This window comes from Haladaptatus paucihalophilus DX253 (assembly GCF_000376445.1).
Taxonomy (GTDB): domain Archaea; phylum Halobacteriota; class Halobacteria; order Halobacteriales; family Haladaptataceae; genus Haladaptatus; species Haladaptatus paucihalophilus.
In genome coordinates this window covers 658,832-681,167 of sequence record NZ_AQXI01000001.1, presented here as the reverse complement: position 1 = coordinate 681,167, position 22,336 = coordinate 658,832, and the positions used below count along the sequence as shown (strand labels likewise).

Below are 22,336 nucleotides of genomic sequence, written 5' to 3'. Positions count from 1 at the left end.
GATTTACGTTCCAGTCGAACCGCCCAACACGGCACCTGCCGCACTCCCGGCCTGTGAAAGGATGAGTACGATAGCGAACAGTACGCCGATCATACGGGGGTTCTCCGCCAGATACGTGGTCAGTTCGTTTTCTTCCATACCCATACGACATATCCGATAGTATATTAAATTTTCTATTATTATAATGAAAAATATCCAAGAACTGTCGGTATTATATTATCACTAGATTGTAAGAAGGAAATCGTTATTAAATTATCACTTCCGGCTGTCGTTGGGCGACGCTGTTATCTCGATACGACACGAATGGCCCACCGTGGTCTTCCTCACCCGTGGATTGAGAGACGCACTCCTCGAACTTGCCGCGGACGCCGAGCCGGAAAAATTGACCGTCCCGCTGGCCATCACCCCGGCCGAGGAGTTGGACGGCGCGGACCATCTCGAAGCGGAGACACCGGTGTTCACCCATTTTTATCCCCCGAACACGGGCGGGTCGGTCGCGGCCGTCTTCGGTATGGACCTCTCGATTCCCGCCCGCCAGACACAGGGCAGGTTTATCTCCCACCCGCAAGGCCACCTCGAAGTCACGCAGACGGACGACTTACACGAGGTGGTGTTGGTCGCGGTTCCGCCGTGGACCGCGGAGATGGTGGCGGCGTTCGACCGGAGCGGCAGAAAACGGAAACTCGTTATCGTCGACGCGGAACCGCCCGTCGAACTACTCTAGATACCCCAGCTCGCGCAGTTGGTCCGTGATTTCGCTGAACTCGGATTCCGTCAGGCGGCCCTGTCGCTGGTGCTGAATGACGATGCTGCGGAGCAGGAACCGAACGAGGTCGCTCGTACTCGAAAAACTCGTCCCCTCTATCGTCTCGTCAACGCGGTCGGCGAGGTCCTTCGGAATGGAAACCGTCGTGTATTCGGTCATATCTCCCGGTTGGTCGTCCCATCGGTTATCGTTTGTGTCCCGCCGCTCCCGAGCGGCATCGTTCACGACAAACAAGCGGTTTGCGACGTCCACTGACAGCGACCGACATATCTCTCGTCGCCGCGGTCGAACAGCGCGTCACAGCGACCCCCGGATACCGGTTCAGTCGATGAGGTCCTCGAACTCGGGCAGAACGTCGTCCGAATCGTCCTCCTCGTCCGCGTCGTCGGTGTCTGCCTCGGCGTCGGTTTCGGCGTCCTCGTCCTCGTCCTCTTCGAGTATCTCGACGTCGAGCACGGCGAGCGGGATGTTCTCCAACCGCTGGCCGATCTCCTTACGAGCGATGCGCGAGGCGTGTTCCTCTCGCTCGACGTTGAACACCGTCATTTCGAGCTCCAAGGCGACGAGCGCCTCGTCGGCGGCGATGAACGCTGGTGGGAGTTCCTCCCCGGACGGCGACGTTCGTGACCCCATGTTTATTTCGACGTAGTTCAGGTCGGGATTGAGCATCTCGCCGGTCTTCGAGATGGCGATGCGCACCGCCTCGTCCGGCGTTTTCACGTCGTATACCGGTATCGCGGCTTCGACGACAACTCTACAGTTCATAATCCCAACGGTAATTGCACAGCCAGGAGTATGAATTTTCGCCCTTTTCAGGCGTCATGACAGGTCACACCAGCACTTATGTCCGTTTCGTACACACCAGTAGCAATGAGTTTCCCACCGGTCGTGGACGGCCACAACGATACGCTCCTCCGATTGCACGGAATCGACGACCCCGTGGCGACGTTCACGCGAGGCACCGAGGAGATGCACATCGACCGCCCGCGCGCCCGCGAAGCGGGACTCGGCGTCGGCTTCTTCGCCACGTTCGTTTCGGGGGGCGACGACCACGAACTCCGATGGACGGACGACGGCTACGAGTTCCGCGTCCCGGACGCGCTGGACCACGACGACGCGCGAGCGACCACCTACCGAATGCTCGAACTGCTCCACCGCCTCGCCGCGGAGATAGAGGACTTCCGCGTCGTCCGCTCCCTCGACGACTTCGACGCCTGCCTCGAATCCGGCGACCTCGGCGCGGTGGCACACATCGAAGGTGCGGAAGGCGTCGCACCGGACTGCGCGAACCTCGACTTCCTCTACGCCGCGGGCGTCCGTTCCATCGGTCCGGTGTGGAGTCGCCCCAACGCCTTCGGTGCGGGCGTCCCCACGAAATACCCGAGCAGTCCCGACGTCGGCGGCGGATTGACTGACGCGGGCCGCGACCTCGTTCGCGCCTGTGAGGAGCGCGGCATCGTCATCGACTGTGCACACCTGACCGAAGCGGGATTCTGGGACGTCGCCGAGACGATCGGTGCACCGCTCGTCGCATCGCACACCGGCGCACACGCTCTCTCGCCCCACTCCCGGAATCTGACCGACGAACAGATAGACGCCGTGGCCGACTCGAACGGTGTCGTCGGTATCGGCTTTCTGGAGACCGTCCTGTCCGACGAACCGAACCCCGAGGCGACCGCGACCATGGCCGACCTCGTGGACCACATCGAGTACGTCGCCGACCGCGCCGGGAGTTCCCACGTCGTGCTCGGGTCGGATTTCGACGGCGCGCGGATACCGGACGACGTGGGCGACGTGACCGGACTCCCCGACGTGCTGGCGGCGCTTCGGGAACGCGGGTTCAGCGAGGACGACGTTGCGAAGGTGGCCCACGAAAACTGGCGACGCGTGCTGGCCGAGACGTGGTGAATCGAAAGAGTTGCTTGCCTTCGATGCCGACACCCGGCCGATGGAAACCGGTTCGATACCCGTCGAGGACCTCCCGGGTGGGTTCGACCTGCAATCGACCGTCGAGAGCGGCCAGAGTTACCTCTGGCGGCGCGAGGACGGTCGGATGTACGAGACGACGCACGCCTACGGCGGGTCCGCGTGGTACTACGCCGTCACGGACTGCGAGGTCGTCCGCGCCCGCCAGCGGGACGGCCTGTTGGAGTGGGAATCGACGACCGACGCCGAGTCACTCCTCGTTTCGCTCCTCCGACTGGACGACGATTTGGACGCGATACTCGACGCGACGCCCGAGGACTCGCTGGTCGAAACCGCCTACGACGAGTATCGCGGGATGCGAATCGTCCGCGACCCGTTCTTTCCGTGTCTGGTCTCGTTCATCTGCTCGGCCCAGATGCGCGTGCGTCGCATCTACGACATGCAGACCGCGCTGGCTCGCCGGTTCGGGGAGAGCGTCGAGTTCGACGGGAAGACGTACCACGAGTTCCCGACGCCGACGCAGTTGGCCGCGGCCGACGAATCGGACCTCCGGGCGTTGAAACTGGGCTACCGAGCACCGTACGTCAGGAAGTCGGCCGAACTGCTCGCGTCCGGCGAAGTGACCGCGGAAGACGTGCGGGGGTTGCCCTACGAGGACGCCCGCGACGCCATGCAGGCGTTCGTGGGCGTCGGCGACAAGGTGGCCGACTGCGTGCTCCTGTTCGCGCTCGGCTATTTGGAAGCCGTGCCGCTCGACACGTGGATTCAGAGCGCCATCGAGGAGCACTACCCGCACTGTGACCGGGGGTCGTACCGGGACACCTCGCGGGCGATTCGAGAGCAATTCGGTGGCGAGTACGCCGGATACGCCCAAACGTACGTGTTTCACTACTTGCGGAGTTGAGCCGATTATATCGCCGCGGAACAGTTCAGTGGAAAACTATTTCGTCGGGGCGGGGAGAGTGGTATCATGGCAACAGACTTGTTCGGCTTCTTTCTCGCGTTTCTCCTCGGCGTGGCGGTTTCGGGCACCGGCGCGTATTTCGCACTCAGGTCGTTCGTTTATCAAGAACTCGACCTCACGAAGGAGGAGATACGAACGGCGGTCAAACACCTCGCCTACGAGCGACTGCCGTCCGAGGAGTGACCCGCTCCGAGAATCGTCGATTCGAACGTCGAATGGCCCCGACCGTTTTGTGGCTCGGATTCGAACGTCCGGTATGGCAGACCGAACCCGCGCACACGTGTTCGTCTCGGGGACGGTACAGGGCGTCTACTACCGGGCGAACACCCGCGACACCGCACAGGGGAAGGGACTCGACGGCTGGGTGCAGAACCTCTCCGACGGGCGCGTCGAAGCCGTCTTCGAGGGACCCGAGTCGGAAGTCGAGGAGATGGTCGAGTGGTGTCACACGGGCAGTCCCGCCGCTGACGTGGACGACGTGACGGTTACCTACGCGTCACCCGAGGGCGAGGACGGATTCCGGATTCGGCGGTAGCGCCCCGGCGAACGCGAACGAATGCTTTTAAGGCCCGCTGTCGGAAACAGTTCGGTATGGCAATCAAACCCGACTACGTGAAAAAGACAGGGAACATCCTGTTGGAACGATACCCGAGCGCGTTTACGAAGGACTTCGACCAGAACAAGGACAGCGTCGAACAGCTGACCAACATCGGTTCGAAGGGCGTCCGCAACCGAATCGCTGGCTACGTCACGCGCAAGAAAGAATAACTCTCCTTCATTTCGGGCTCGCTTCGGGCTCGCTTTTCATCGATAACGAATACCACGTCGAGCTGTTTCAATCGTCACCGGCCACTCCAGTCACCTGCGAGAACTCGGTACAGCCACACCGCTCGCACTCGCCCGTATCGGTCGGGAGGACGTACGTGCCGTCCTCACGAACGCGGACGGAATACGGCTGCCCACACTCCTCACAGGTGACGAACTCCCAATCCATACGACTCTTGAGGTGTCACTCGATATATGAGTCTTCCCCGCCCGCCTCACGGCAAACACCGACACCGTCGAAAGCTACTTGCACACTCCTGCTATCGGTTCGCACATGAGTGTCAACGTTGGTATTCTGGGTGGAACCGGTGCGGTCGGACAGCGATTCATTCAACTGCTCGACGGGCATCCCGAGTTCGAACTGACGACGATAACCGCGAGCGACGCGAGCGCCGGTAAGGCCTACCGCGAAGCGGCGAAGTGGCGCATCGACTCTCCGATTCCGGAGTACGTCGGTGACATCGAAGTACGCGCGACCGACCCGAGTGACGTACCGGACGATGTAGACCTCCTCTTTTCCTCGCTTCCCTCCGGGGTCGCCGCGGACGTCGAACCGAAGTTCACCGAGGCGGGCTACGTCGTCTCCTCGAACTCCTCGAACAGCCGGATGGCCGACGACGTTCCGCTCGTCATCCCCGAGGTCAACGCGGACCACCTGAACCTCATCGAAGTCCAGCGCGACGAGCGCGGATGGGACGGCGCGCTCGTGAAGAACCCGAACTGCTCGACCATCACCATGGTCCCGACGCTCGCCGCCCTCGACAACTTCGGGTTGGAGCGCGTACACGTCTCGACCCTGCAGGCCGTCTCCGGCGCGGGCTACGACGGCGTAACGTCGATGGAAATCATCGACAACGTGATACCCCACATCGGCGGCGAGGAGGACAAGATGGTGACCGAACCGAAGAAGCTCCTCGGCTCGTTCGACGGGAGCGAAATCGTCCAACACGACGTGGACGTGGCGGCCTCCTGCAACCGCGTCCCGACGCTCGACGGCCACCTCGAAAACGTGTGGGCCGAAACCGCCGAGGAAATCACGAAGGCGAGCGCCGAAGCGGCCTTCGCGGAGGCGACTACCCTCGACCTGCCGAGCGCGCCCGACCCGCTCATCGAGGTGTTCGAGGACCCGGACCGCCCGCAACCCCGCCTCGACCGCACCATCGGCGACGGTATGCAAATTGCCGTCGGCGGCGTGCAGGAGACGCCCGCCGGAATCCAGTACAACTGCCTCGCACACAACACGATTCGCGGGGCCGCCGGTGCCAGCGTGCTGAACGGCGAACTCCTCGTCGAAGACGGCTGGGTATAGAAGGAAGGGTATAGAAGCGATCGCGGGTCGTTTTTTCGGCGGTTAGGAGACCAGATAGCGGAGCAAAACGCCGTCGTCCACGCGCTCGACCGAATCGAGGTCGAGGTCCGGGAACGATCTCCGTTCGACGAAGCCGTCGCCGTCCGCGAGGGTCGGCGCGTCGCGGCCGCCGATGACCACCGACCCGACGTAGAGGCGGAGTTCGTCCACCAGTCCGCCGTCGAACAGCGAGAAGATGAGTTCGCCGCCGCCCTCGACCATCACCCGTTTGGTCCCCCGCGATTCGAGTTCCGAGAAGGCCTGCCCGAGCGCGACGCGGCCGTTTCCGGCGACCACGACGTCCGCCCCCGCCTCGCGGAGCGCCCGGACGTTCCGGTTCGGCGCGCTCTCGGCGACGAAGACGAGCGTGTCCGCCCTGTCGTCCAACACCCGCGCGTCGAGCGGCGTTCGGGCTTTCGAATCCGCGACGACGCGGACCGGATTGACCCCCTCGTCGGCGGTCAGGGACGGGTCGTCCGCGAGGACGGTGCCGACGCCGACCACGATGGCGTCGCTTTCGACCCGCAGGTCGTCCACCCGGTCGAAGTCGTCCGCGCCGCTGATGGCGACCTGCTCGCGCTGGCGAGAGGAGAGTTTTCCGTCGGCGCTCATCGCGGCGTTGACGACCACGTGCATGTTCCGGGGTACGCTTCGGCGGTGAAAACCCCTTTCGGTGTCACGGGAGCGAGGATGTTCGCTTTCTCTGGGAGAATTTGGTTCCTGAACGAAGTGAAGGAGTCGGTTGGGGAGGGTCGTGGCGCAGTGGCGGGGCGGTTGCGGTCTTCATCGTTGCTCGGTAGTTGCAATCACAGTAGCACCAACCACAATTCGCGGTGAACGAGAACATTCGAGCTGGTTATCGCTCGGTGGTGCATACGAAAACGTCGATTCAGTTCACGTCGCTGGTGTGAGTTCCGATCCAATTCCCCGACCCACTCCCCGCTCTCACATCTAGCGACGACGAACACTTTTAATCCATCCCGTTCCAACTTCGAGTGATGAACGTAGACGACCATGCCGAGGCGCTCGCCTCCGACCTCGGTGTTGACAAAGAGGAGGTCAAAGCAGACCTGCAGAACCTCATCGAGTACAGCGTCCCGATAGACGAAGCCAAACAGAGCCTTCGCCGGAAGTACGGCGACGGCGGTGGTAGCAGTTCTGCTCCCTCCACCGCCGACATCGCCGACGTGACGACCGACATGGGCAACGTCACCATCACCGCGAAGGTGCTCACGGTGGGCAAGCGCTCGATTCGCTATCAGGGCAACGAACAGACCATCTTCGAGGGCGAACTCGCCGACGAGACGGGGAAGATTTCCTACACCGCGTGGAACGACTTCAACCTCGATGCGGGGCAGGTCATCACCGCGGGCAACGCCGGGGTCCGCGAGTGGGAGGGCAAACCGGAACTCAACCTCGGGGACAGCACCAACGTCGCGCGCGAGGAGACCGACCTCGACGTGCCGTACGAGGTCGGCGGCGACGCGACGCTGGCCGAGGTGACGCCGGGGGACCGCGGCGTCGCGCTGGAAGTGACCGTCCTCGAAGTCGAGAACAAGGTCATCGACGGACGGGACGGCGAGACGGAGATAAAAAGCGGCGTGGTCGCCGACGAGTCCGCTCGCTTGCCGTTCACCGACTGGGAGGCGCGCGACGAAGTGACGGAAGGCGCGGCGCTTCGCGTGGACAACGTGTACGTCCGCGAGTTCCGCGGCGTGCCGTCCATCAACTTCTCGGAGTTCACGACGGTCGGACCCCTCGCGCGCGACGTGGACGTGAACGACAGCGCGACGCGCATGTCCGTCCGCGAGGCGGTCGAAACCGGCGGCGCGTTCGACGTGGAAGTCCTCGGTAACATCGTCGCGGTCCGCGACGGGTCGGGACTCATCCAGCGCTGTCCCGAGTGCGGCCGCGTCGTGCAGAAAGGCCAGTGCCGAAGCCACGGCCAAGTCGATGGACAAGACGACTTGCGCGTGAAGGCCATCGTGGACGACGGGACGGGCACCGTCACCGCGATTTTGGACGACGAACTTACCGCCGAGGTGTACGGCGGCGGCCTCGACAAGGCCCGTCAGCAGGCGCGCGACGCGATGGACCAGGAAGTCGTCGCGGACACCATCCGCGAGAAAATCGTCGGCCACGAGTACCGCGTCCGCGGTAACCTGTCGGTGGACGACTACGGTGCGAACCTCGAAGCGAGCGAGTTCGCCGAGACGGACGACGACCCGGTCGACCGTGCCAAGGCCCTCCTCACGGAGGTGGACGCATGAGTTCGCAGGGCGGCGTCGGTCGTCGGGAAGTCGCGTGGCGAATCTTCGCGGCCGAGTACGACGACGCCTCGCTCGAACACTCGGACAGCGACGAGGAGCGCGCCCCGAACTACGTCGTCACGCCGACGGGTGCACGCATCAACCGCCTGTTCGTCGTCGGCGTGCTGACCGAAATCGAGCAGGTCGGCGACGACGTGCTCCGCGCCCGCATCGTGGACCCGACGGGCGGCTTCGTCGTCTACGCCGGGCAGTACCAGCCGGACGCGCTCGCGTTCCTCGAACGCGCCGACCCGCCGATGTTCGTCGCGGTGACGGGCAAGGCGCGGACCTTCCAGCCCGAGGATTCGGACCTCGTGTACACCTCGATTCGACCCGAGAGCATGAACGCGGTGGACGCCGAAACGCGCGACCGGTGGGTGGTCCAAACCGCGGAACAGACTCTTTCGCGCATCGAAACGGCCGCGGGTGCGCTCGACTCCGGCCAGTACGGCGAGGAGCTTCGACGGGCGCTCGAAGCCGCCGACGTGGACACGGGACTGGCGGCCGGTGTGCCGCTGGCGCTCGACCACTACCGAACGAACACGCCGTACCTCGCGGAACTGCAGGACGTCGCGCTCGACGCTACGCGAGTCGTCGCGGGCGAACGTGACGAAGTTGGGACGCTCGACGCGTCACCGGACGAACCCGGCGACGCGACGCTCGACGTGGACGTCTCGCTCGACACCGCGGCGGTCGAAACCGGGACGAGCGAAATGGAATCCCCGGCCACCGAACCCGAAACGTCGGCCGAGTTCGACGCGGAAGTCGGCTCGGACTCGGGAGCCGAACCGGAGACGGAACCGGCGGCGTTCGAATCGAGCGGCGCGGAACCGACCGACGCCGACCTGACCGACGCCGAACCGACGGAACCGGAATCGGAAGAATCCGAATCGACGTTCGAGACGGAATCCGAACCGGCGGACGAACCGGCCGCGGAAACGACGGTTCCCGACACCGACGCTGAACCGGAGACGCCTCCGGCAGAGGCCCGCGAACCCGCGGAGACCGACGAACCGGTCGAATCGGAACCCGCCGGCGAAACCGGTGTGGAGGAGTTCGACGCGAACCCGTCGGACGAGACCACCGTGAGCGACTCCGACGAGTCCGCGGACGACCTCGGCGATTTCGACGCCGGACCGTCGGACGAGGAGGACGGTCCCGGCGACTTCGACCAACCGATGGGCGAGGACGTCAGCGGCGAGATGTACGAGTTCGACGAGGGCGAGCGCGAGCAGATAGAAGAGGAGTTCGGTACCGAGTTCACCACCGGCGCGGAGGTCGGCGAACCCGGCGAGGCCGACATCGAGACGCCGGAACCGGCCCAGGAGATGGCGACGGAATCGGAGGCGGACCTCGAATCCGACACCGCCGCCGAACCGGCCGAAGCGACCGGCCCGGACGCCGACGCGGCGCAACCGGAGCAGACGGAAGCCACCGAACCGGAACCGACGCCGAGCGAGGAAAGCGGGACCGAATCGGCGATGGAACCGGAACCCGAAGCGGCGGGCGGGGACGACGGCGACAAGCCGGTTCCCGAGAATCTCGAAAACACGGTGATGGAAGTCATGCGGGGAATGAACGACGGCGACGGCGTGGAGCGCGAGCGCCTGCTCGCCAGCGTGGTCGATTCCTACGACGTGACGCCCGCAGACGTCGATGACGCGCTCCAAGACGCGCTGATGGCCGGACGGTGTTACGAATCCGGCGAGGAGACCCTGAAGCCCATCTGATGGCGCTGGTCGAACCGGTCCCCGGCGAACCCGCCGCAACCGCGACGCTCGGCGACGAGCGGGCGCTCGTCGTGGCGGACTACCACGCCGGAATCGAGGACGGCCTCCGATACGAGCAGGGCATCAACCTCGACAGCCGAGCGGGAGAGCGCCGGAAGCGGATGGTATCGCTGGTCGAACGCACCGACCCGAACCGGGTGATCGTTCTCGGTGACCTCATGCACTCCATCGCCGGACCGGGCGGTGCCGAACGCGGCGAAATCGAGGTGCTCCTCGAATCCATCGACCGCCCGGTGACGCTGGTGAAGGGGAATCACGACGGCGACATCGAATCGTGGATCGACTGCTCGGTGACGCCGGGCGACGGAATCCGCCTCGGCGACGTGGGATTCGTGCACGGGCACACGTGGCCGAGCAGGGACGTGCTTTCCGCGGACGTGGTGTGCGTCGGTCACGAACACCCGTGCGTGCGGTTGGAGGATTCCGTCGGCGGCAGTCGAATCGAGCGCGTCTGGTTGCGCGGCGAGCTGAATCCGAGCGCGTTCGAGGAGCAGTACGGTGACGAAGAAGCGACGGAGGTGGCGAGCGGCGGCGAGCTGATAGTCTTCCCCGCGTTCAACGACCTGACGGGCGGGACGTGGGTCAACGTCGCGGAGCAGGGATTCCTCGCGCCGTTTCTGCCCGGCGGGCTTTCCGACGGAGAGGCGTACCTGCTGGACGGCGCGCGGTTGGGTCGGTACGACGCGATTTGAACGGCCGTGCGTGTTTTCATCCCGCACGGTGTTGGACGGTCCATGGACGTGAGCTTCGACTTCGACGGTGCGGTGGTCCTCGTCACGGGCGCGAGCGGCGCACTCGGAAGTGCGGTCTGTGCCGCGTTCGACGACGCGGGCGCGACCGTCTGTGCGACGGATGTAGTCGAACCGGACGAGGAAGACGCGCTGCTCGACGGCGAACGCGTCAACTTCTATCGGGCGGATTTCACGGACGAGTCCGCCGTCGAGTCTGTCGTGTCCGACGTCGTTGCCGACCACGGCGGCATCGACGCGCTAGCCAACATCGCCGGAACGTGGAAAGGCGGGTCGCATATCGAAGAGACGGACGTGGGAACGTTCGACCTGCTGTTCGACGTGAACCTGAAGACGATGTTTCTGGCGTCGAAACACGCGCTCCCGCACTTACAGGAGCGCGACGGTGCAATCGTGAGCGTCAGCGCGCGCTCCTCGCTCGAAGGCGGCGAGGGAGACGGGCCGTACCGCGCGTCGAAGGCGGGAGTTCGTCTCCTCACGGAGACGATAGCGGAGGAGAACTCCGGCACCGTCCGAGCGAACGCCGTGATGCCGAGCGTCATCGACACGCCCGCGAACCGCGAGATGATGCCGGACGCGGACCACGAAAAATGGGTCGCCCCCGAGGATATCGCGGAAATGATTTGTTTCCTCTGTAGCGACGCAGCGAGCGTGACGAGCGGGGCGGCGGTTCCGGTGTACGGCGAGGCGTAGGTCGCGGGCGCGACGACGGCTGTTTTTATCGCGCTTATCTTTATTGTCCCATTTTCAATGTAGGAAATATACATCGGGTCGTTTATAACACTTAGTTAAAAATGGCAAGCATACACATGGCACAACGTGAGACGTGGACGTCACGAATCGGATTCATCTTCGCCGCGGTCGGTAGCGCGGTCGGACTGGGGAACATCTGGTCGTTCCCGTTCCAGACCGCGACGAACGGCGGTGCGGCGTTCCTCGTGGTCTATCTCCTGGCGGTGGCGCTCATCGGCTTTCCGACGATGCTCATCGAGTTCGTCATCGGTCGGCGGGGGGAACAGAACCCGGTCGAGGCGTTCCGGAAAATCGGACACGGGCAGTGGTCGTTCGTCGGGGGACTCGGCCTGTTCTCCTCGCTCTTGACGCTCGCGTTCTACAGCGTCGTCGGCGGGTGGGTCCTCAGCTACATCGTCGGAAGCGCCACGGGAAGCTACTTCGGCGACCCCGGAACCTATTTCGGTGCGGTGTCCGCCGGACCGACCGCCGTCGCCGCTCACGCCGTTTTCATGGCGATCACCATCGGCATCGTCGCGCTCGGCGTCACGGGCGGCATCGAGCGAGCCACGACGTTCATGATTCCCGCCATTCTCGTCCTCCTCGTCGGACTGGGCGCTTGGGCGACCACGCTCGAGGGTGCCACGGCGGGGTACAACTACTACCTCTCCCCGGACTTCGGCGTCATCGCGAACAACTTCGGTACCATCGTTCCGCCCGCGATGGGACAGGCGTTCTTCACCCTCTCGCTCGGGTTCAGCGTCATGATCGCATACGCGTCCTACCTCGGCGAAGACGACAGTCTCCCAGCCGACGGGGGAGCCATCGTCGTCGTCAACACCCTCGTCGCGCTCCTCGCCGGGTTCGTCGTCTTCCCCATCCTCTTCGCCACGGGCGGGGCGGAAGGCGCGAGCGGCGGTGCCGGAACGGCGTTCGTCGCCCTCGCAGGCGCGTTCGGTAACCTTCCGGCGGGACAGATAATCGGCTTCGTCTTCTTCGTCGTCCTGCTGTTCGCGGCCCTCTCCAGTTCCATCAGTCTCCTCGAAGTGCCGGTGTCCTACATCACCGAGCACTACGGCTACCGACGTTCGACGACCGCGGTCGCGGCCGGCGTCTTCATCTTCCTCGTCGGCGTCCCCGCGACGTTCGGTACGACCTGGCTCGGCTTTTACAACGACTTCGTGTTTAAGTTCCTCCTTCCCATCGCGGTGCTCCTCCTCGCCGTCTTCATCGGGTGGTTCGCCGACACCGACGCGATGGACGAACTCGGGCGAGGGAGTTCGGTGGGCGGGTCGTTCAAGACGATTTGGCTGTGGTGGGTGCGGACCGTCGTCCCCATCGCAGTCGTCGTCACCCTCTACTTGGGTATCAAGGCACTTTACACGGGACTCTCCTCGGGGGCCTACTTCGGCTGACGACGAATCGTAACGTATCGGTTAAATTTCCTTCCGAATCGGAATTGTAAATAGCAAATCAGATGCCCGAAAACCATGATTATCGTACTTTGACGGTTTTCAATCTCGAAAGCCTCATAACCGCTGGGCAAGCGAGTGCATAGCAATGGTACGTGAATCGTGGGCGAGCCGAGTCGGCTTCATCCTCGCGGCGGTGGGGAGCGCGGTCGGCCTCGGCAACGTCTGGCGCTTTCCGTGGATGACGGCCAAGTACGGCGGAAGCGCGTTCCTCGTCGTCTATCTGTGTATCGTATTGCTCGTCGGCGTCCCCGGACTCCTCGCGGAGTTCGTCATCGGCCGCCGGTCGAAACGTAATCCGGCGGGCGCACTCGCTCGACTCGCGCCCGGCACCAAATCGTGGGGCTTCGTCGGTCTGTTCGGCGTCGTCACCGCGCTCGTCTTGCTGTCGTTCTACAGCGTCGTCGGCGGGTGGATCGTTCGATACTTTCTCGCCAGTTTCACCGGGTCGTACTTCGCCGCGCCGGGGGAGTACTTCGGAACTATCAGCTTCGGTTGGGAAGCTGCCGCGTTCCAAGTTGCGTTCCTCGCGCTGACTGCACTGGTCGTCCTCGGCGGGGTTCGCGGCGGCATCGAGAAGGCGACGAAGGTGATGATGCCCCTCATCATCCTCCTGCTCGCGGTGCTGGCGGGGTGGGCCATCACCCAACCCGACGCCGGTTCGGGACTCTCGTTCTTCCTCGATTTCAACCCGGAACCGATTCGAAACGACCCCATCGGACTGTTGCAGGCGGCGGCCGGACAGGCCCTCTTCACCCTCTCGCTCGGCGTCGGGACGATGATAACCTACGCCTCCTACCTCGGCGAGGACAACAGCCTCCCGTTCGACGGGAGCGTCATCGCCGTGTTGAACACGGCCGTCGGCGTCCTCGCCGGACTCGTCGTCTTCCCGCTCCTGTTCGCGTTTCAGGGCGGTCTCACCGACGCCTCCGCGGGCGGCGGCCCCGGCGCGCTGTTCGTCTCCGTCGCGGGCGCGTTCACGCAAGTCCCCTACGGCGAGGTCGTCGCCGTCGGGTTCTTCGCCGCCATCCTCTTCGCCGCCCTGTCGAGCTCCATCAGCATGCTCGAAATCCCCGTCGCGTACCTCGTAGACGAACACGGCGTCTCGCGGCGGACGGCGACGCTCAGCCTCGCGGGGGTCATCCTCGTCACCGGCACGGTCTGTGCGCTCACCCCCGACCTGTTCACCTTCGTAGCGGACACCCTCGTCAACCTGATGCTGACCGCCGGACTCGCGGGATTCCTCGTCTTCGCCGGATGGATCCTCGGGTCTGACGCGCTCGCCGAGTTCGACTCCGGCGCGGGGGGATTCGCCAGTTCGCTCGGCGTCCCGTGGCTCTGGAGCGTCAGGACCGTTCTCCCGCTGTTTCTGCTCGTCACCCTCGCGGTGAACCTCTACTCGCTGTTGTAGGCTGTCGAACTGTCCTCATCGTAGTACGGAAACCTTTTGCGCTCGCTCGTACTGCAAACGCGCAATGATAACGCGTCCGGGTGTTCAGCGATGACGATGGACGAGCGCATCGACGAACTACGCGAAAAGCGCCGCGAGGCGGAGAAAGGCGGCGGAGAGGAGCGAATCGAGAAACAACACGAGCGAGGGAAGATGACGGCGCGCGAGCGCATCGACTACTTCCTCGACGACGACACCTTCAACGAGTTCGACCAACTTCGAACCCACCGGAGCCACAACTTCGGCATGGAGGAGAAACAGGTGCCCGGCGACGGCGTGGTGACGGGCTACGGCGAGGTCAACGGCCGCAAGGTGTTCGTCTTCGCCCACGACTTCACCGTCTTCGGCGGGTCGCTCGGTGAGGTGTTCGCCCAAAAGGTGACGAAGGTGATGGACCGCGCGATGGAAGTCGGCGCGCCCATCATCGGCCTGAACGATTCGGCGGGTGCACGGATTCAGGAGGGCGTCGAGTCGCTCGCAGGCTACGCCGACATCTTCCACCGCAACCAGCAAGCGTCCGGCGTCATCCCCCAGATTTCGGCCATCATGGGGCCGTGCGCCGGCGGTGCGGTCTACTCGCCCGCCATCACGGATTTCATCTTCATGGTGAAGGACACGAGCCACATGTTCATCACCGGCCCCGACGTCATCGAGACGGTCACGGGCGAAGAAGTCACGTTCGAGGAACTCGGCGGCGCGACGACCCACACCGGAAAGAGTGGCGTCGCCCACTTCGCCGAGAACAGCGAGGAGGAGGCGCTGGACGACATCCGCCGCCTGCTCTCGTACCTCCCCCAGAACAACGTCGAGGACCCGCCGCGCTTCGAACCGTGGGACGACCCCGAGCGCCGCGACGAGGAACTGAAATCCGTCGTCCCCGACGAACCGCGCAAACCGTACGACATCCAGCGCGTCATCGAGGGCGTCGTGGACGAGGATTCGTTCTTCGAAGTGCAGGAGGGCTACGCGAAGAACATCGTCGTCGGCTTCGGCCGCCTCGACGGCCGCTCGGTCGGCATCGTGGCGAACCAACCCCGCGTCAACGCAGGAACCCTCGACATCGAGTCCTCGGAGAAAGGCTCGCGGTTCGTGCGCTTCTGCGATTCGTTCAACATTCCCATCGTGACGTTCGTGGACGTCCCCGGCTTCATGCCCGGCACGGACCAGGAACACGGCGGCATCATCCGCCACGGCGCGAAACTGCTCTACGCCTACTCCGAAGCGACGGTGCCGCTCATGACCGTCATCACCCGCAAAGCGTACGGCGGTGCCTACGACGTGATGGCAAGCAAGCACATCGGCGCGGACGTGAACTACGCGTGGCCCACCTCCGAAATCGCCGTGATGGGACCGCAGGGAGCGGTCAACGTCCTGTACAGTTCGGAGCTCGCCGAGGCCGACGATCCCGATGCGCGCCGCGACGAACTCATCGACGAGTACCGCGAGCAGTTCGCCAACCCGTACACCGCCGCCGACCGCGGCTTCGTGGACGACGTTATCGAACCGCAGGACACCCGTCCGCGGCTCATCGACGACCTCGAAATGCTCTCGACCAAGCGCAAGTCGCAACCGGAAAAGAAACATGGCAACATCCCGCTCTGAGGACGTGAACCTCTCGATTCCGCCGGACGCCACCGATGAGGAAGCCGCCGCCATCATCGCGGCCATCGACGTCCACCTCCGCGAGCAGGAGGCGGCCGCCGCGGAGGGCGAAGAACGACCGGATTGGGAGGGCGACCGCTGGCGCTTCGCCGGGCGGATGGCGGGGTTGCAGAACCGCAACGTTCGCGTCCCGACGAACGCCCCGACGAACGAGTGGAGCGCGGCGGGGCGGACGACGCGGTACTGAGTTCACTTTCGGTTATGATTTCAGGTGCAGTGAACGTGGTCCACTTGTACGCGAAGAGTGAACTGGCCGGGGTCGATTTGTCTTACTCCTGCTTGTTGCACTAAGCAGAACTACAAGAGTTTGGCAAGCGTGTCGAATTTATGTACTATCAACAATGATTCTAAAAATCAGATATTGGGATCATGCTGAGTAGTGAACATGGATAGGGAATACCCGAATTGGACCCCTCGAAATACATTATGCGTATTCTAAACACTATTTTGACAAATTTTGTCGGGAGATGTCTATCTTGAGGGGAAGTAAATTTCATTAATTGTTCAGTAAATCAGATCTCGCTGAATCATTTTCTCCAACATGAGCAAGGGGAGTCAACGCAATAATAATACCGGATAGAGATACAAAAATACCTTCAATAAGTAGTAAATTAATAACTCCAAACTGAGCAAGAAGCGGGCCAGTAAGTGCAACACTAACTGGCGGTGCAGCGAGCCCAGCGGCAGTCATTACAGAAAAAACCCGTCCGCGTCTCTCATCAGGGACTGCAGATTGAACCAATGTCTGAAGTGGAACTTGAATAAGTGAAATTGCCACCCCACAGAACGCAAATAGGATGATCGCAGCGACTAAAGAAAATGAGACTTGTGATGGGATTATAGCAACAAGTATCAGGGAGAGTCCAGTGAGAAGTGTGCCACCTGTCATAATAATTCCTCTATACGAGCTAAGACGAGTATTGACCCCGCCAACAATCGTCCCACCGATTAAAACCCCCGCATAGAGGCTACCATACAGTATCCCAAACGCAGTACTCCCATGTCCGAGTATATTTTCGGTGAACAGTGGTAATACGATGGCAAGTGGGCCTAATGCAAATCCGGTAAGGGCAGAGAGAATGATAACACTTGGCAAAATACGGTGCTGTCGGATAAAGTCAATCGCATCACGCGCCTCCGCTAGTAATCCTGTGGAATTATTGCTTGAACGGTCTGGTGTACCTGCTTGCCTCGAAATAGGTAGTAGAATGATAGCTGAAAGGAAGAATGACGCTGAATCCAGATAAAATGCAGAAAATGATCCAGTAACACCCACAATAATACCACCAATCACATACAGGGTCTGTGATGCACTAGTGGTCATTTGTTGGAGTGCATTTGCTGAATCAAGTTCCGTGTTTGGAACCAGTCGTGGGATAAGCGAACTCCGAGCAGGACCAGCAAATGATTCCATTAGACCTGAAATAGCTGCAACAAAAAGCACCACTGGTACGAGAAGTTGGCGGGATCCAATGAGTGGTATTAAGAGAACTGCTGCACCCCGAATAAGGTCGGTGCCAATTAAAATATATTTACGGTTTAGTCTATCAACTAAGGAACCGGCAGGAAGTGAAAATAACACGCTTGGTCCGAGACTTGCAACGACTACTGCAGACATCAACACCGGATTTTCAGTTACTTCGTAAACAACCCAAATCAGTGCAATTTCATGGATACTATCACCAATCCGTGACACAACTTGAGCCAACCATAGCGAAAGAAATCCTCGATTTTTAAGTGATGATCTGAAGCTCATAAATTAATAAAATAATGTATGTAGTTAAGAGTTTTTATTAGTTATTGTTTCTATATGTTCTTTTGATTTGAACAATTCAGCGAGTTCTTCGTTCTGTACTGGTCGTTCATTAGCTGGTGGGATGTATAACGTCTGGATTGCATTTATCTCATCAGCCATTTTCTCAAAATCCTTAATTTCGAATTCTATCTGTCTTGAATTAGAAATCGGATAAGTTGCGGTCTGTAAGAGTGAAACAGAATGGTCCGGTGGATAAAATCGCTCAAGATATTCTCTAAATCGAGTAAATCGTTCAGGCTCACTTGAATTAGTGGTATAAAGTGCCGATTCAAGCATACCCACTTGCCATATCATTGCCGGAATATCTGGATTAAGGTCAAACTCACGAAGGAGTAAATCGCTTGCCTCGAACATCTGGACGCCATTTTTAGCAGGGTCGAAAGCAATGTCGGAATATAAGCAATCCATAGATGAGATACCTGGTTGGACTTCAACTTCTAATCCTCTTTCTGGCGCCTCATCAATCACCCATCGACTAGGTGAAACAAAAACCATTGGATGACCATATAGGGCAAACACCACAGGACCCTCAGACTCTTCTGCTCCATCTAGAACCTGTTGAGCCATACGAGCATATGTATTATCGCGCTTTTCACCTTCGTTGTATTCATCAGTGAGAACATGAACTTGGTCAGTAAATTCTTCTAGATATTTTTTGACAGATTTTTGGAAATGGACTAAATATACTCGTTCACATTGCTCAAGTGCTGAGATCGCTTCTTGAGTAAATTGACGGGTTCCTACCATTCCTGTTCCAATCACATAAATATCTACAAAATTCGTACTGTCCGAGTTGCTATTGTTTGTCATGGTAAAAATTGTGGAAGCGATTGTTAGTTATTCACGACAACAACAAGTACTGCAGCGGCCAACGCATCGTCAATAACATCGCGAATTCGGCTTTCTTTGCCACTTTTCAGCGCTTTTTCCTCGTGTTCTGCGAGATCATACTCTTCCAATGCCGCATCTGGATTACGCTGGAAGAGGTTGAGGAACTGTTCATCTTGCATCGTGCGTTCGACCACTTTTGTTGCAGTTTCCGACATGGCATCAAATACAAATTTCACCGTGGCCAATAAATCTAGTCTATAATTTAATCTTTAAAATATGGGAAATAATATATCTTCTGGAGACTACAAATGTCGAACCTCGATTTAAAAATCGGTCATTTCGTATGGACCTTGAGCGGTGACCGAGAAGCTGTAGCGACTGTGAGCAACCGGACCGACCACCGATTTCAACAGAGTTGCACACTACGTAATGCACCAGGAACGATTCATGGATTGAGAGGGATATCGTGGCGTGTCCACTCCCGCGTAATTGAACGGAGGTGGCAAAGCACATGAATGGGAGTGGCAAAGCACACCGCCGGACGAGCAAACGCTCCAGATTCTATACTCGACACACCGCCAGCATGTGCTCCGAGAAATCGACCACGGCACGGTCCTCTCGAAGCATCCGGACGACCTCGCGCACGCTCTCGACGGCTTCGTCGCTGGCGTCGGCCAGTTCGGGTTTCATGCGGTTGGCGACGCCCTCCAAACCGACCAGTTGCTCGACGTCGAAACCGGCGTCCTCCAGTTCCGCTTCGAACTCGTCGGCGCGGAAGAAGTGACACTCCGCCCAGCCTTCTCCATCGGCGTGTTCGGCGACGCGTTCGGCGGTGTACTTGCCGTCCTCGGTGATGGGGGCGAGCAGGCCGTGGCTGGATTCGAGGTTGAACTTCATGATGTCCCGGAGGGGTGCGAAGCGACTGATGACGGAGACGAAGACGGGGGCGTCGGATGCGGCGACCCGGCGGAGTTCGCGCATGGCGGTGGCGCGCTCGTCGTCGTCCACGACGTGGCTTAAGGGACCACCGAGACAGCACACCGCGTCGAACACCTCGTTCTCGAATCGCAAGTCTCGGACGTCGCCCTGCTCCGCCGAAATAACGTCTTCGAGGCCGCTTTCGGCGGCGTTCTCGCGGGCGAGTTCGACCTGCGTCTCGCTCACGTCCACGAGCGTCACGTCGTAATTACACTCTGCGAGCCAGAGCGCGTAGCGGCCCGACGCGCCGCCCACGTCGAGGACGCGGCCCGAGTCGGGGAGGTACCGGTCGAGGTAATCGACCGTGTTTGCGAACTCCATGCGGGTAACGGGGTCGCGTTCCAGTCGCTCCCACTCGCGTTCGCCGTACTCGTCGTAGTACCGCGCGGGGTCCATGTCGCTCATCGTCGGCCCTCGCTGAATCGTCGAATCGTTTCGCTGGTGATACGTCGTTCCGTCCGTTCGTCGATGTTCATCTGTTGTGTGGGGTGGGTTCGTTCGATGGTGAAAACACGACTCGCCCGGTTTCACCCCGACGCCGCGTCAGCGGCCGAATCGAGACTCCACCCGGCGAAAAGCAGACGCTGGCCCGTGATTCGGGTGTCCAGCGTGGGGTGGAGTCGGTCGTCGCACGACCCAGATGTCAGCTGACGGGGATAAAAAGGTTCCGCTCTCGACAGGTGAGCGCGTCACACGAGGACGGGGCGGACGTGAGCTTCCGTCACCCAGTGGGAAAACCACCCGTTGACGCCGTAATGGCCGACCCTGAATCGACAGAATGAGGTGGTCCTCCCGAATAGTTTCCCGCAGGAATGTTCGACAAGGTTCTCGTCGCAAATCGCGGGGAAATCGCGGTCCGCGTGATGCGCGCCTGTGAGGAACTCGGAATCGACACCGTTGCCATCTACAGCGACGCCGACCGAAACTCCGGACACGTGCGCTACGCCGATGAGGCGTACAACGTCGGCCCGGCGCGGGCAGCCGAATCGTACCTCGACCAAGAGGCCATCATCGACGCCGCGAAAAAGGCCGGTGCCGACGCGATACACCCCGGTTACGGGTTCCTCGCGGAGAACGCCGACTTCGCCGCGCTGGTCGAAGCCACCGACGGCGTGACGTGGATCGGCCCGGCCAGCGAATCGATGGAGCAACTCGGCGAGAAGACGAAAGCCCGGAAGACGATGCGGGAGGCTGGCGTGCCCATCGTCCCCGGCACGACGGACCCCGTTGAGGACCCGTCGGAGGTCACGGACTTCGGCGACGAACACGGCTACCCCGTCGCCATCAAGGCGGAGGGTGGCGGTGGCGGCCGCGGGATGAAAGTCGTCCGCGGCCCCGAAGAAGCGGAAGACCAACTCGAATCCGCCCAGCGCGAGGGTGAGGCGTACTTCGACAACGCCAACGTCTACCTCGAACGCTACCTCGAAAACCCGCGTCACATCGAGGTGCAGATCATCGCGGACCACCACGGCAACGTCCGTCACCTCGGCGAGCGCGACTGTTCGCTCCAGCGCCGCCACCAGAAGGTCATCGAGGAAGGCCCGTCGCCCGCGCTCTCGGACGAACTCCGCGAGAAGATAGCGGAATCCGCCCGTGACGGCGCGGACGCCGCCGGATACTACAACGCCGGTACCTTCGAGTTCCTCGTGGAAGAGGACGAGGCGCGCGGCGATGGCGAACTCCTCGGCGTGGACACGAACTTCTACTTCCTCGAAGTGAACACCCGAATTCAGGTCGAACACTGCGTCACGGAGTGGTTGACCGACGTCGATATCGTGAAGTGGCAGATTCGCGTCGCGGCCGACGAACCGCTCGGCTTCGAACAGGACGACGTGGAACTCGAAGGGCACGCGATGGAGTTCCGCATCAACGCGGAGAACGCCGCGAACGACTTCGCTCCGGCGACGGGCGGGAAACTGACGACCTACGACCCGCCGGGCGGAATCGGTGTTCGCTTGGACGACGCGCTCCGACAGGACGACGACCTCGTGACCGACTACGACTCGATGATAGCGAAACTCATCGTCCACGGTGCCGACCGCGAGGAGTGTATCGTACGCTCCCAGCGCGCACTCGCGGAGTACGACATCGAGGGAATCCCGACCATCATCCCGTTCCACCGCCTGATGCTCGAAGACGACGAGTTCGTCGCGGGGACCCACACCACGAAGTACCTCGACCACCACCTCGACCAAGACCGAATCGAGGAGGCACAGGAGAAGTGGGGTTCGGCCGAATCCGCGGGCGAGGACGAGGAAGTCGTCGAGCGCGAGTTCACGGTCGAGGTCAACGGCAAGCGCTTCGAGGTCAACCTCGAAGACCGCGGCGGCGTCGCCGCCGTCCCGTCGAGTTCCAACGGCGGCGGCCAGAAGCCGAAACCGGCGGGCGGCAGCGGCGACGGCGGCAGTCAGGCCGTCGTGGACGCCGAAGGGGAAACCGTGTCCGCCGAGATGCAGGGCACCATCCTCGACGTGAAGGTCGAAGAGGGCGACGAGATTCAGTCGGGCGACGTGGTCTGCGTCCTCGAAGCGATGAAGATGGAAAACGACGTCGTCGCGTCCCGCGGCGGTACCGTCACGCAGATTGCCGTCAGCGAAGGCGATAGCGTCGATATGGGCGACGTGCTCGTCGTCGTGGACTGATCAGCAACCGACGGCGACAGTCGAAACGCGATTTTCGGATTTTTGGGTCGGTCGAGTCACGCCCCTGCTACCGACT

25 protein-coding genes are annotated in these 22,336 nt (G+C 61.4%); 16 read left to right on the top strand and 9 right to left on the bottom strand.

Features of this window, described 5'->3' with window-relative positions:
- Nucleotides 1–3: 3 nt before the first annotated feature.
- Nucleotides 4–138, bottom strand: a complete 135-nt coding sequence (locus B208_RS24890; protein WP_018128707.1) for a DUF7503 family protein — start codon at nt 136–138, stop codon at nt 4–6.
- A 175-nt stretch (nt 139–313) separates the two neighbouring features.
- Between B208_RS24890 and B208_RS0103850 the strand changes: the two genes are divergently transcribed.
- The gene (locus B208_RS0103850) at nt 314–724 is read left to right on the top strand and encodes a hypothetical protein (RefSeq protein WP_007982603.1); all 411 of its coding nucleotides are present in this window, start codon (nt 314–316) and stop codon (nt 722–724) included.
- On the opposite strand, the gene B208_RS0103845 is transcribed toward B208_RS0103850, so the two are convergent.
- Together B208_RS0103845 and B208_RS0103840 are read right to left on the bottom strand one after the other, a co-directional pair.
- Entirely contained in the window at nt 716–925 is a 210-nt protein-coding gene (locus B208_RS0103845; protein WP_007982604.1) for a ribbon-helix-helix domain-containing protein, read from the bottom strand. The genes B208_RS0103850 and B208_RS0103845 overlap by 9 nt on opposite strands.
- A gap of 162 nt (nt 926–1,087) precedes the next feature.
- Nucleotides 1,088–1,531, bottom strand: coding sequence for a DUF555 domain-containing protein (locus B208_RS0103840; RefSeq protein WP_007982605.1), 444 nt, complete (start codon nt 1,529–1,531; stop codon nt 1,088–1,090).
- A 105-nt stretch (nt 1,532–1,636) separates the two neighbouring features.
- Between B208_RS0103840 and B208_RS0103835 the strand changes: the two genes are divergently transcribed.
- From B208_RS0103835 to B208_RS22905, 5 genes are all read left to right on the top strand, one after another.
- The gene (locus B208_RS0103835) at nt 1,637–2,674 is read left to right on the top strand and encodes a dipeptidase (RefSeq protein WP_007982606.1); all 1,038 of its coding nucleotides are present in this window, start codon (nt 1,637–1,639) and stop codon (nt 2,672–2,674) included.
- A 40-nt stretch (nt 2,675–2,714) separates the two neighbouring features.
- Entirely contained in the window at nt 2,715–3,596 is an 882-nt protein-coding gene (locus tag B208_RS0103830) for a DNA-3-methyladenine glycosylase family protein (protein ID WP_007982608.1), read from the top strand.
- A 66-nt stretch (nt 3,597–3,662) separates the two neighbouring features.
- Complete coding sequence (locus B208_RS24165; protein ID WP_007982609.1) at nt 3,663–3,839, top strand: hypothetical protein; 177 nt, start codon at nt 3,663–3,665, stop codon at nt 3,837–3,839.
- Nucleotides 3,840–3,912: 73 nt separating this feature from the next.
- On the top strand, nt 3,913–4,191 hold the full coding sequence (locus B208_RS0103820; protein ID WP_007982610.1) for an acylphosphatase: 279 nt from the start codon (nt 3,913–3,915) through the stop codon (nt 4,189–4,191).
- A gap of 56 nt (nt 4,192–4,247) precedes the next feature.
- Nucleotides 4,248–4,424, top strand: a complete 177-nt coding sequence (locus B208_RS22905) for a 30S ribosomal protein S17e (protein WP_007982611.1) — start codon at nt 4,248–4,250, stop codon at nt 4,422–4,424.
- Between the two features lie 67 nt (nt 4,425–4,491).
- On the opposite strand, the gene B208_RS24160 is transcribed toward B208_RS22905, so the two are convergent.
- A complete protein-coding gene (locus tag B208_RS24160) occupies nt 4,492–4,650 on the bottom strand; it encodes a hypothetical protein (protein ID WP_007982612.1) in 159 nt (52 codons plus the stop codon).
- A gap of 105 nt (nt 4,651–4,755) precedes the next feature.
- Here B208_RS24160 and asd point away from each other — a divergent pair, with 105 nt between their 5' ends.
- Nucleotides 4,756–5,790: an aspartate-semialdehyde dehydrogenase gene (gene asd, locus B208_RS0103805; RefSeq protein WP_007982613.1), complete on the top strand. Its 1,035-nt coding sequence runs from the start codon at nt 4,756–4,758 to the stop codon at nt 5,788–5,790.
- Nucleotides 5,791–5,832: 42 nt separating this feature from the next.
- On the opposite strand, the gene B208_RS0103800 is transcribed toward asd, so the two are convergent.
- Complete coding sequence (locus tag B208_RS0103800) at nt 5,833–6,465, bottom strand: 2,5-diamino-6-(ribosylamino)-4(3H)-pyrimidinone 5'-phosphate reductase (protein WP_007982614.1); 633 nt, start codon at nt 6,463–6,465, stop codon at nt 5,833–5,835.
- A gap of 362 nt (nt 6,466–6,827) precedes the next feature.
- On the opposite strand from B208_RS0103800, the gene B208_RS0103795 reads away from it, so the two are divergent.
- From B208_RS0103795 to B208_RS0103760, 8 genes are all read left to right on the top strand, one after another.
- Nucleotides 6,828–8,099 (top strand): Single-stranded DNA binding protein, encoded by a 1,272-nt coding sequence (locus tag B208_RS0103795; RefSeq protein ID WP_007982615.1) that lies wholly within the window; start codon nt 6,828–6,830, stop codon nt 8,097–8,099.
- Nucleotides 8,096–9,868, top strand: coding sequence for a hypothetical protein (locus B208_RS0103790; protein ID WP_007982616.1), 1,773 nt, complete (start codon nt 8,096–8,098; stop codon nt 9,866–9,868). Before B208_RS0103795 ends, B208_RS0103790 begins: the two co-directional genes overlap by 4 nt.
- On the top strand, nt 9,868–10,620 hold the full coding sequence (locus B208_RS0103785; RefSeq protein WP_007982617.1) for a metallophosphoesterase: 753 nt from the start codon (nt 9,868–9,870) through the stop codon (nt 10,618–10,620). Before B208_RS0103790 ends, B208_RS0103785 begins: the two co-directional genes overlap by 1 nt.
- 42 nt (nt 10,621–10,662) lie before the next feature.
- On the top strand, nt 10,663–11,370 hold the full coding sequence (locus B208_RS0103780) for an SDR family oxidoreductase (protein ID WP_007982618.1): 708 nt from the start codon (nt 10,663–10,665) through the stop codon (nt 11,368–11,370).
- A gap of 116 nt (nt 11,371–11,486) precedes the next feature.
- Nucleotides 11,487–12,824 (top strand): sodium-dependent transporter, encoded by a 1,338-nt coding sequence (locus B208_RS0103775; protein WP_007982619.1) that lies wholly within the window; start codon nt 11,487–11,489, stop codon nt 12,822–12,824.
- A 145-nt stretch (nt 12,825–12,969) separates the two neighbouring features.
- A complete protein-coding gene (locus tag B208_RS0103770; protein WP_007982620.1) occupies nt 12,970–14,292 on the top strand; it encodes a sodium-dependent transporter in 1,323 nt (440 codons plus the stop codon).
- Nucleotides 14,293–14,388: 96 nt separating this feature from the next.
- Nucleotides 14,389–15,933 (top strand): acyl-CoA carboxylase subunit beta, encoded by a 1,545-nt coding sequence (locus B208_RS0103765; RefSeq protein WP_026177723.1) that lies wholly within the window; start codon nt 14,389–14,391, stop codon nt 15,931–15,933.
- Nucleotides 15,914–16,180, top strand: coding sequence for a hypothetical protein (locus tag B208_RS0103760; RefSeq protein WP_007982622.1), 267 nt, complete (start codon nt 15,914–15,916; stop codon nt 16,178–16,180). The genes B208_RS0103765 and B208_RS0103760 overlap by 20 nt, the downstream gene beginning before the upstream one ends.
- A gap of 309 nt (nt 16,181–16,489) precedes the next feature.
- On the opposite strand, the gene B208_RS23270 is transcribed toward B208_RS0103760, so the two are convergent.
- The 4 genes from B208_RS23270 to B208_RS0103750 all read right to left on the bottom strand — a co-directional run bounded on the left by B208_RS23270 (nt 16,490) and on the right by B208_RS0103750 (nt 20,023).
- Nucleotides 16,490–17,749 (bottom strand): MFS transporter, encoded by a 1,260-nt coding sequence (locus B208_RS23270; RefSeq protein ID WP_073096512.1) that lies wholly within the window; start codon nt 17,747–17,749, stop codon nt 16,490–16,492.
- 24 nt (nt 17,750–17,773) lie between these two features.
- Nucleotides 17,774–18,619 carry an SAM-dependent methyltransferase gene (locus B208_RS23265; RefSeq protein WP_081460926.1) on the bottom strand — a complete coding sequence of 282 codons (846 nt, stop codon included), beginning with the start codon at nt 18,617–18,619 and terminating at the stop codon, nt 17,774–17,776.
- A gap of 23 nt (nt 18,620–18,642) precedes the next feature.
- Nucleotides 18,643–18,855 (bottom strand): hypothetical protein, encoded by a 213-nt coding sequence (locus B208_RS23720; RefSeq protein WP_026177722.1) that lies wholly within the window; start codon nt 18,853–18,855, stop codon nt 18,643–18,645.
- A gap of 346 nt (nt 18,856–19,201) precedes the next feature.
- Nucleotides 19,202–20,023 carry a class I SAM-dependent methyltransferase gene (locus B208_RS0103750; RefSeq protein ID WP_007982625.1) on the bottom strand — a complete coding sequence of 274 codons (822 nt, stop codon included), beginning with the start codon at nt 20,021–20,023 and terminating at the stop codon, nt 19,202–19,204.
- Between the two features lie 407 nt (nt 20,024–20,430).
- Between B208_RS0103750 and B208_RS0103745 the strand changes: the two genes are divergently transcribed.
- Nucleotides 20,431–22,260, top strand: coding sequence for an acetyl-CoA carboxylase biotin carboxylase subunit (locus tag B208_RS0103745; RefSeq protein ID WP_007982627.1), 1,830 nt, complete (start codon nt 20,431–20,433; stop codon nt 22,258–22,260).
- The last annotated feature ends 76 nt before the right edge of the window (nt 22,261–22,336 follow it).

Coding starts and splice junctions, on each gene's coding strand:
- B208_RS24890 (WP_018128707.1), bottom strand. CDS start 138: ATGGAAGAAAACGAACTGACCACGTATCTGGCGGAGAACCCCCGTATG.
- B208_RS0103845 (WP_007982604.1), bottom strand. CDS start 925: ATGACCGAATACACGACGGTTTCCATTCCGAAGGACCTCGCCGACCGC.
- B208_RS0103840 (WP_007982605.1), bottom strand. CDS start 1,531: ATGAACTGTAGAGTTGTCGTCGAAGCCGCGATACCGGTATACGACGTG.
- B208_RS0103835 (WP_007982606.1), top strand. CDS start 1,637: ATGAGTTTCCCACCGGTCGTGGACGGCCACAACGATACGCTCCTCCGA.
- B208_RS0103830 (WP_007982608.1), top strand. CDS start 2,715: ATGGAAACCGGTTCGATACCCGTCGAGGACCTCCCGGGTGGGTTCGAC.
- B208_RS24165 (WP_007982609.1), top strand. CDS start 3,663: ATGGCAACAGACTTGTTCGGCTTCTTTCTCGCGTTTCTCCTCGGCGTG.
- B208_RS0103820 (WP_007982610.1), top strand. CDS start 3,913: ATGGCAGACCGAACCCGCGCACACGTGTTCGTCTCGGGGACGGTACAG.
- B208_RS22905 (WP_007982611.1), top strand. CDS start 4,248: ATGGCAATCAAACCCGACTACGTGAAAAAGACAGGGAACATCCTGTTG.
- B208_RS24160 (WP_007982612.1), bottom strand. CDS start 4,650: ATGGATTGGGAGTTCGTCACCTGTGAGGAGTGTGGGCAGCCGTATTCC.
- asd (WP_007982613.1), top strand. CDS start 4,756: ATGAGTGTCAACGTTGGTATTCTGGGTGGAACCGGTGCGGTCGGACAG.
- B208_RS0103800 (WP_007982614.1), bottom strand. CDS start 6,465: ATGCACGTGGTCGTCAACGCCGCGATGAGCGCCGACGGAAAACTCTCC.
- B208_RS0103795 (WP_007982615.1), top strand. CDS start 6,828: ATGAACGTAGACGACCATGCCGAGGCGCTCGCCTCCGACCTCGGTGTT.
- B208_RS0103790 (WP_007982616.1), top strand. CDS start 8,096: ATGAGTTCGCAGGGCGGCGTCGGTCGTCGGGAAGTCGCGTGGCGAATC.
- B208_RS0103785 (WP_007982617.1), top strand. CDS start 9,868: ATGGCGCTGGTCGAACCGGTCCCCGGCGAACCCGCCGCAACCGCGACG.
- B208_RS0103780 (WP_007982618.1), top strand. CDS start 10,663: ATGGACGTGAGCTTCGACTTCGACGGTGCGGTGGTCCTCGTCACGGGC.
- B208_RS0103775 (WP_007982619.1), top strand. CDS start 11,487: ATGGCACAACGTGAGACGTGGACGTCACGAATCGGATTCATCTTCGCC.
- B208_RS0103770 (WP_007982620.1), top strand. CDS start 12,970: ATGGTACGTGAATCGTGGGCGAGCCGAGTCGGCTTCATCCTCGCGGCG.
- B208_RS0103765 (WP_026177723.1), top strand. CDS start 14,389: ATGGACGAGCGCATCGACGAACTACGCGAAAAGCGCCGCGAGGCGGAG.
- B208_RS0103760 (WP_007982622.1), top strand. CDS start 15,914: ATGGCAACATCCCGCTCTGAGGACGTGAACCTCTCGATTCCGCCGGAC.
- B208_RS23270 (WP_073096512.1), bottom strand. CDS start 17,749: ATGAGCTTCAGATCATCACTTAAAAATCGAGGATTTCTTTCGCTATGG.
- B208_RS23265 (WP_081460926.1), bottom strand. CDS start 18,619: ATGACAAACAATAGCAACTCGGACAGTACGAATTTTGTAGATATTTAT.
- B208_RS23720 (WP_026177722.1), bottom strand. CDS start 18,855: ATGTCGGAAACTGCAACAAAAGTGGTCGAACGCACGATGCAAGATGAA.
- B208_RS0103750 (WP_007982625.1), bottom strand. CDS start 20,023: ATGAGCGACATGGACCCCGCGCGGTACTACGACGAGTACGGCGAACGC.
- B208_RS0103745 (WP_007982627.1), top strand. CDS start 20,431: ATGTTCGACAAGGTTCTCGTCGCAAATCGCGGGGAAATCGCGGTCCGC.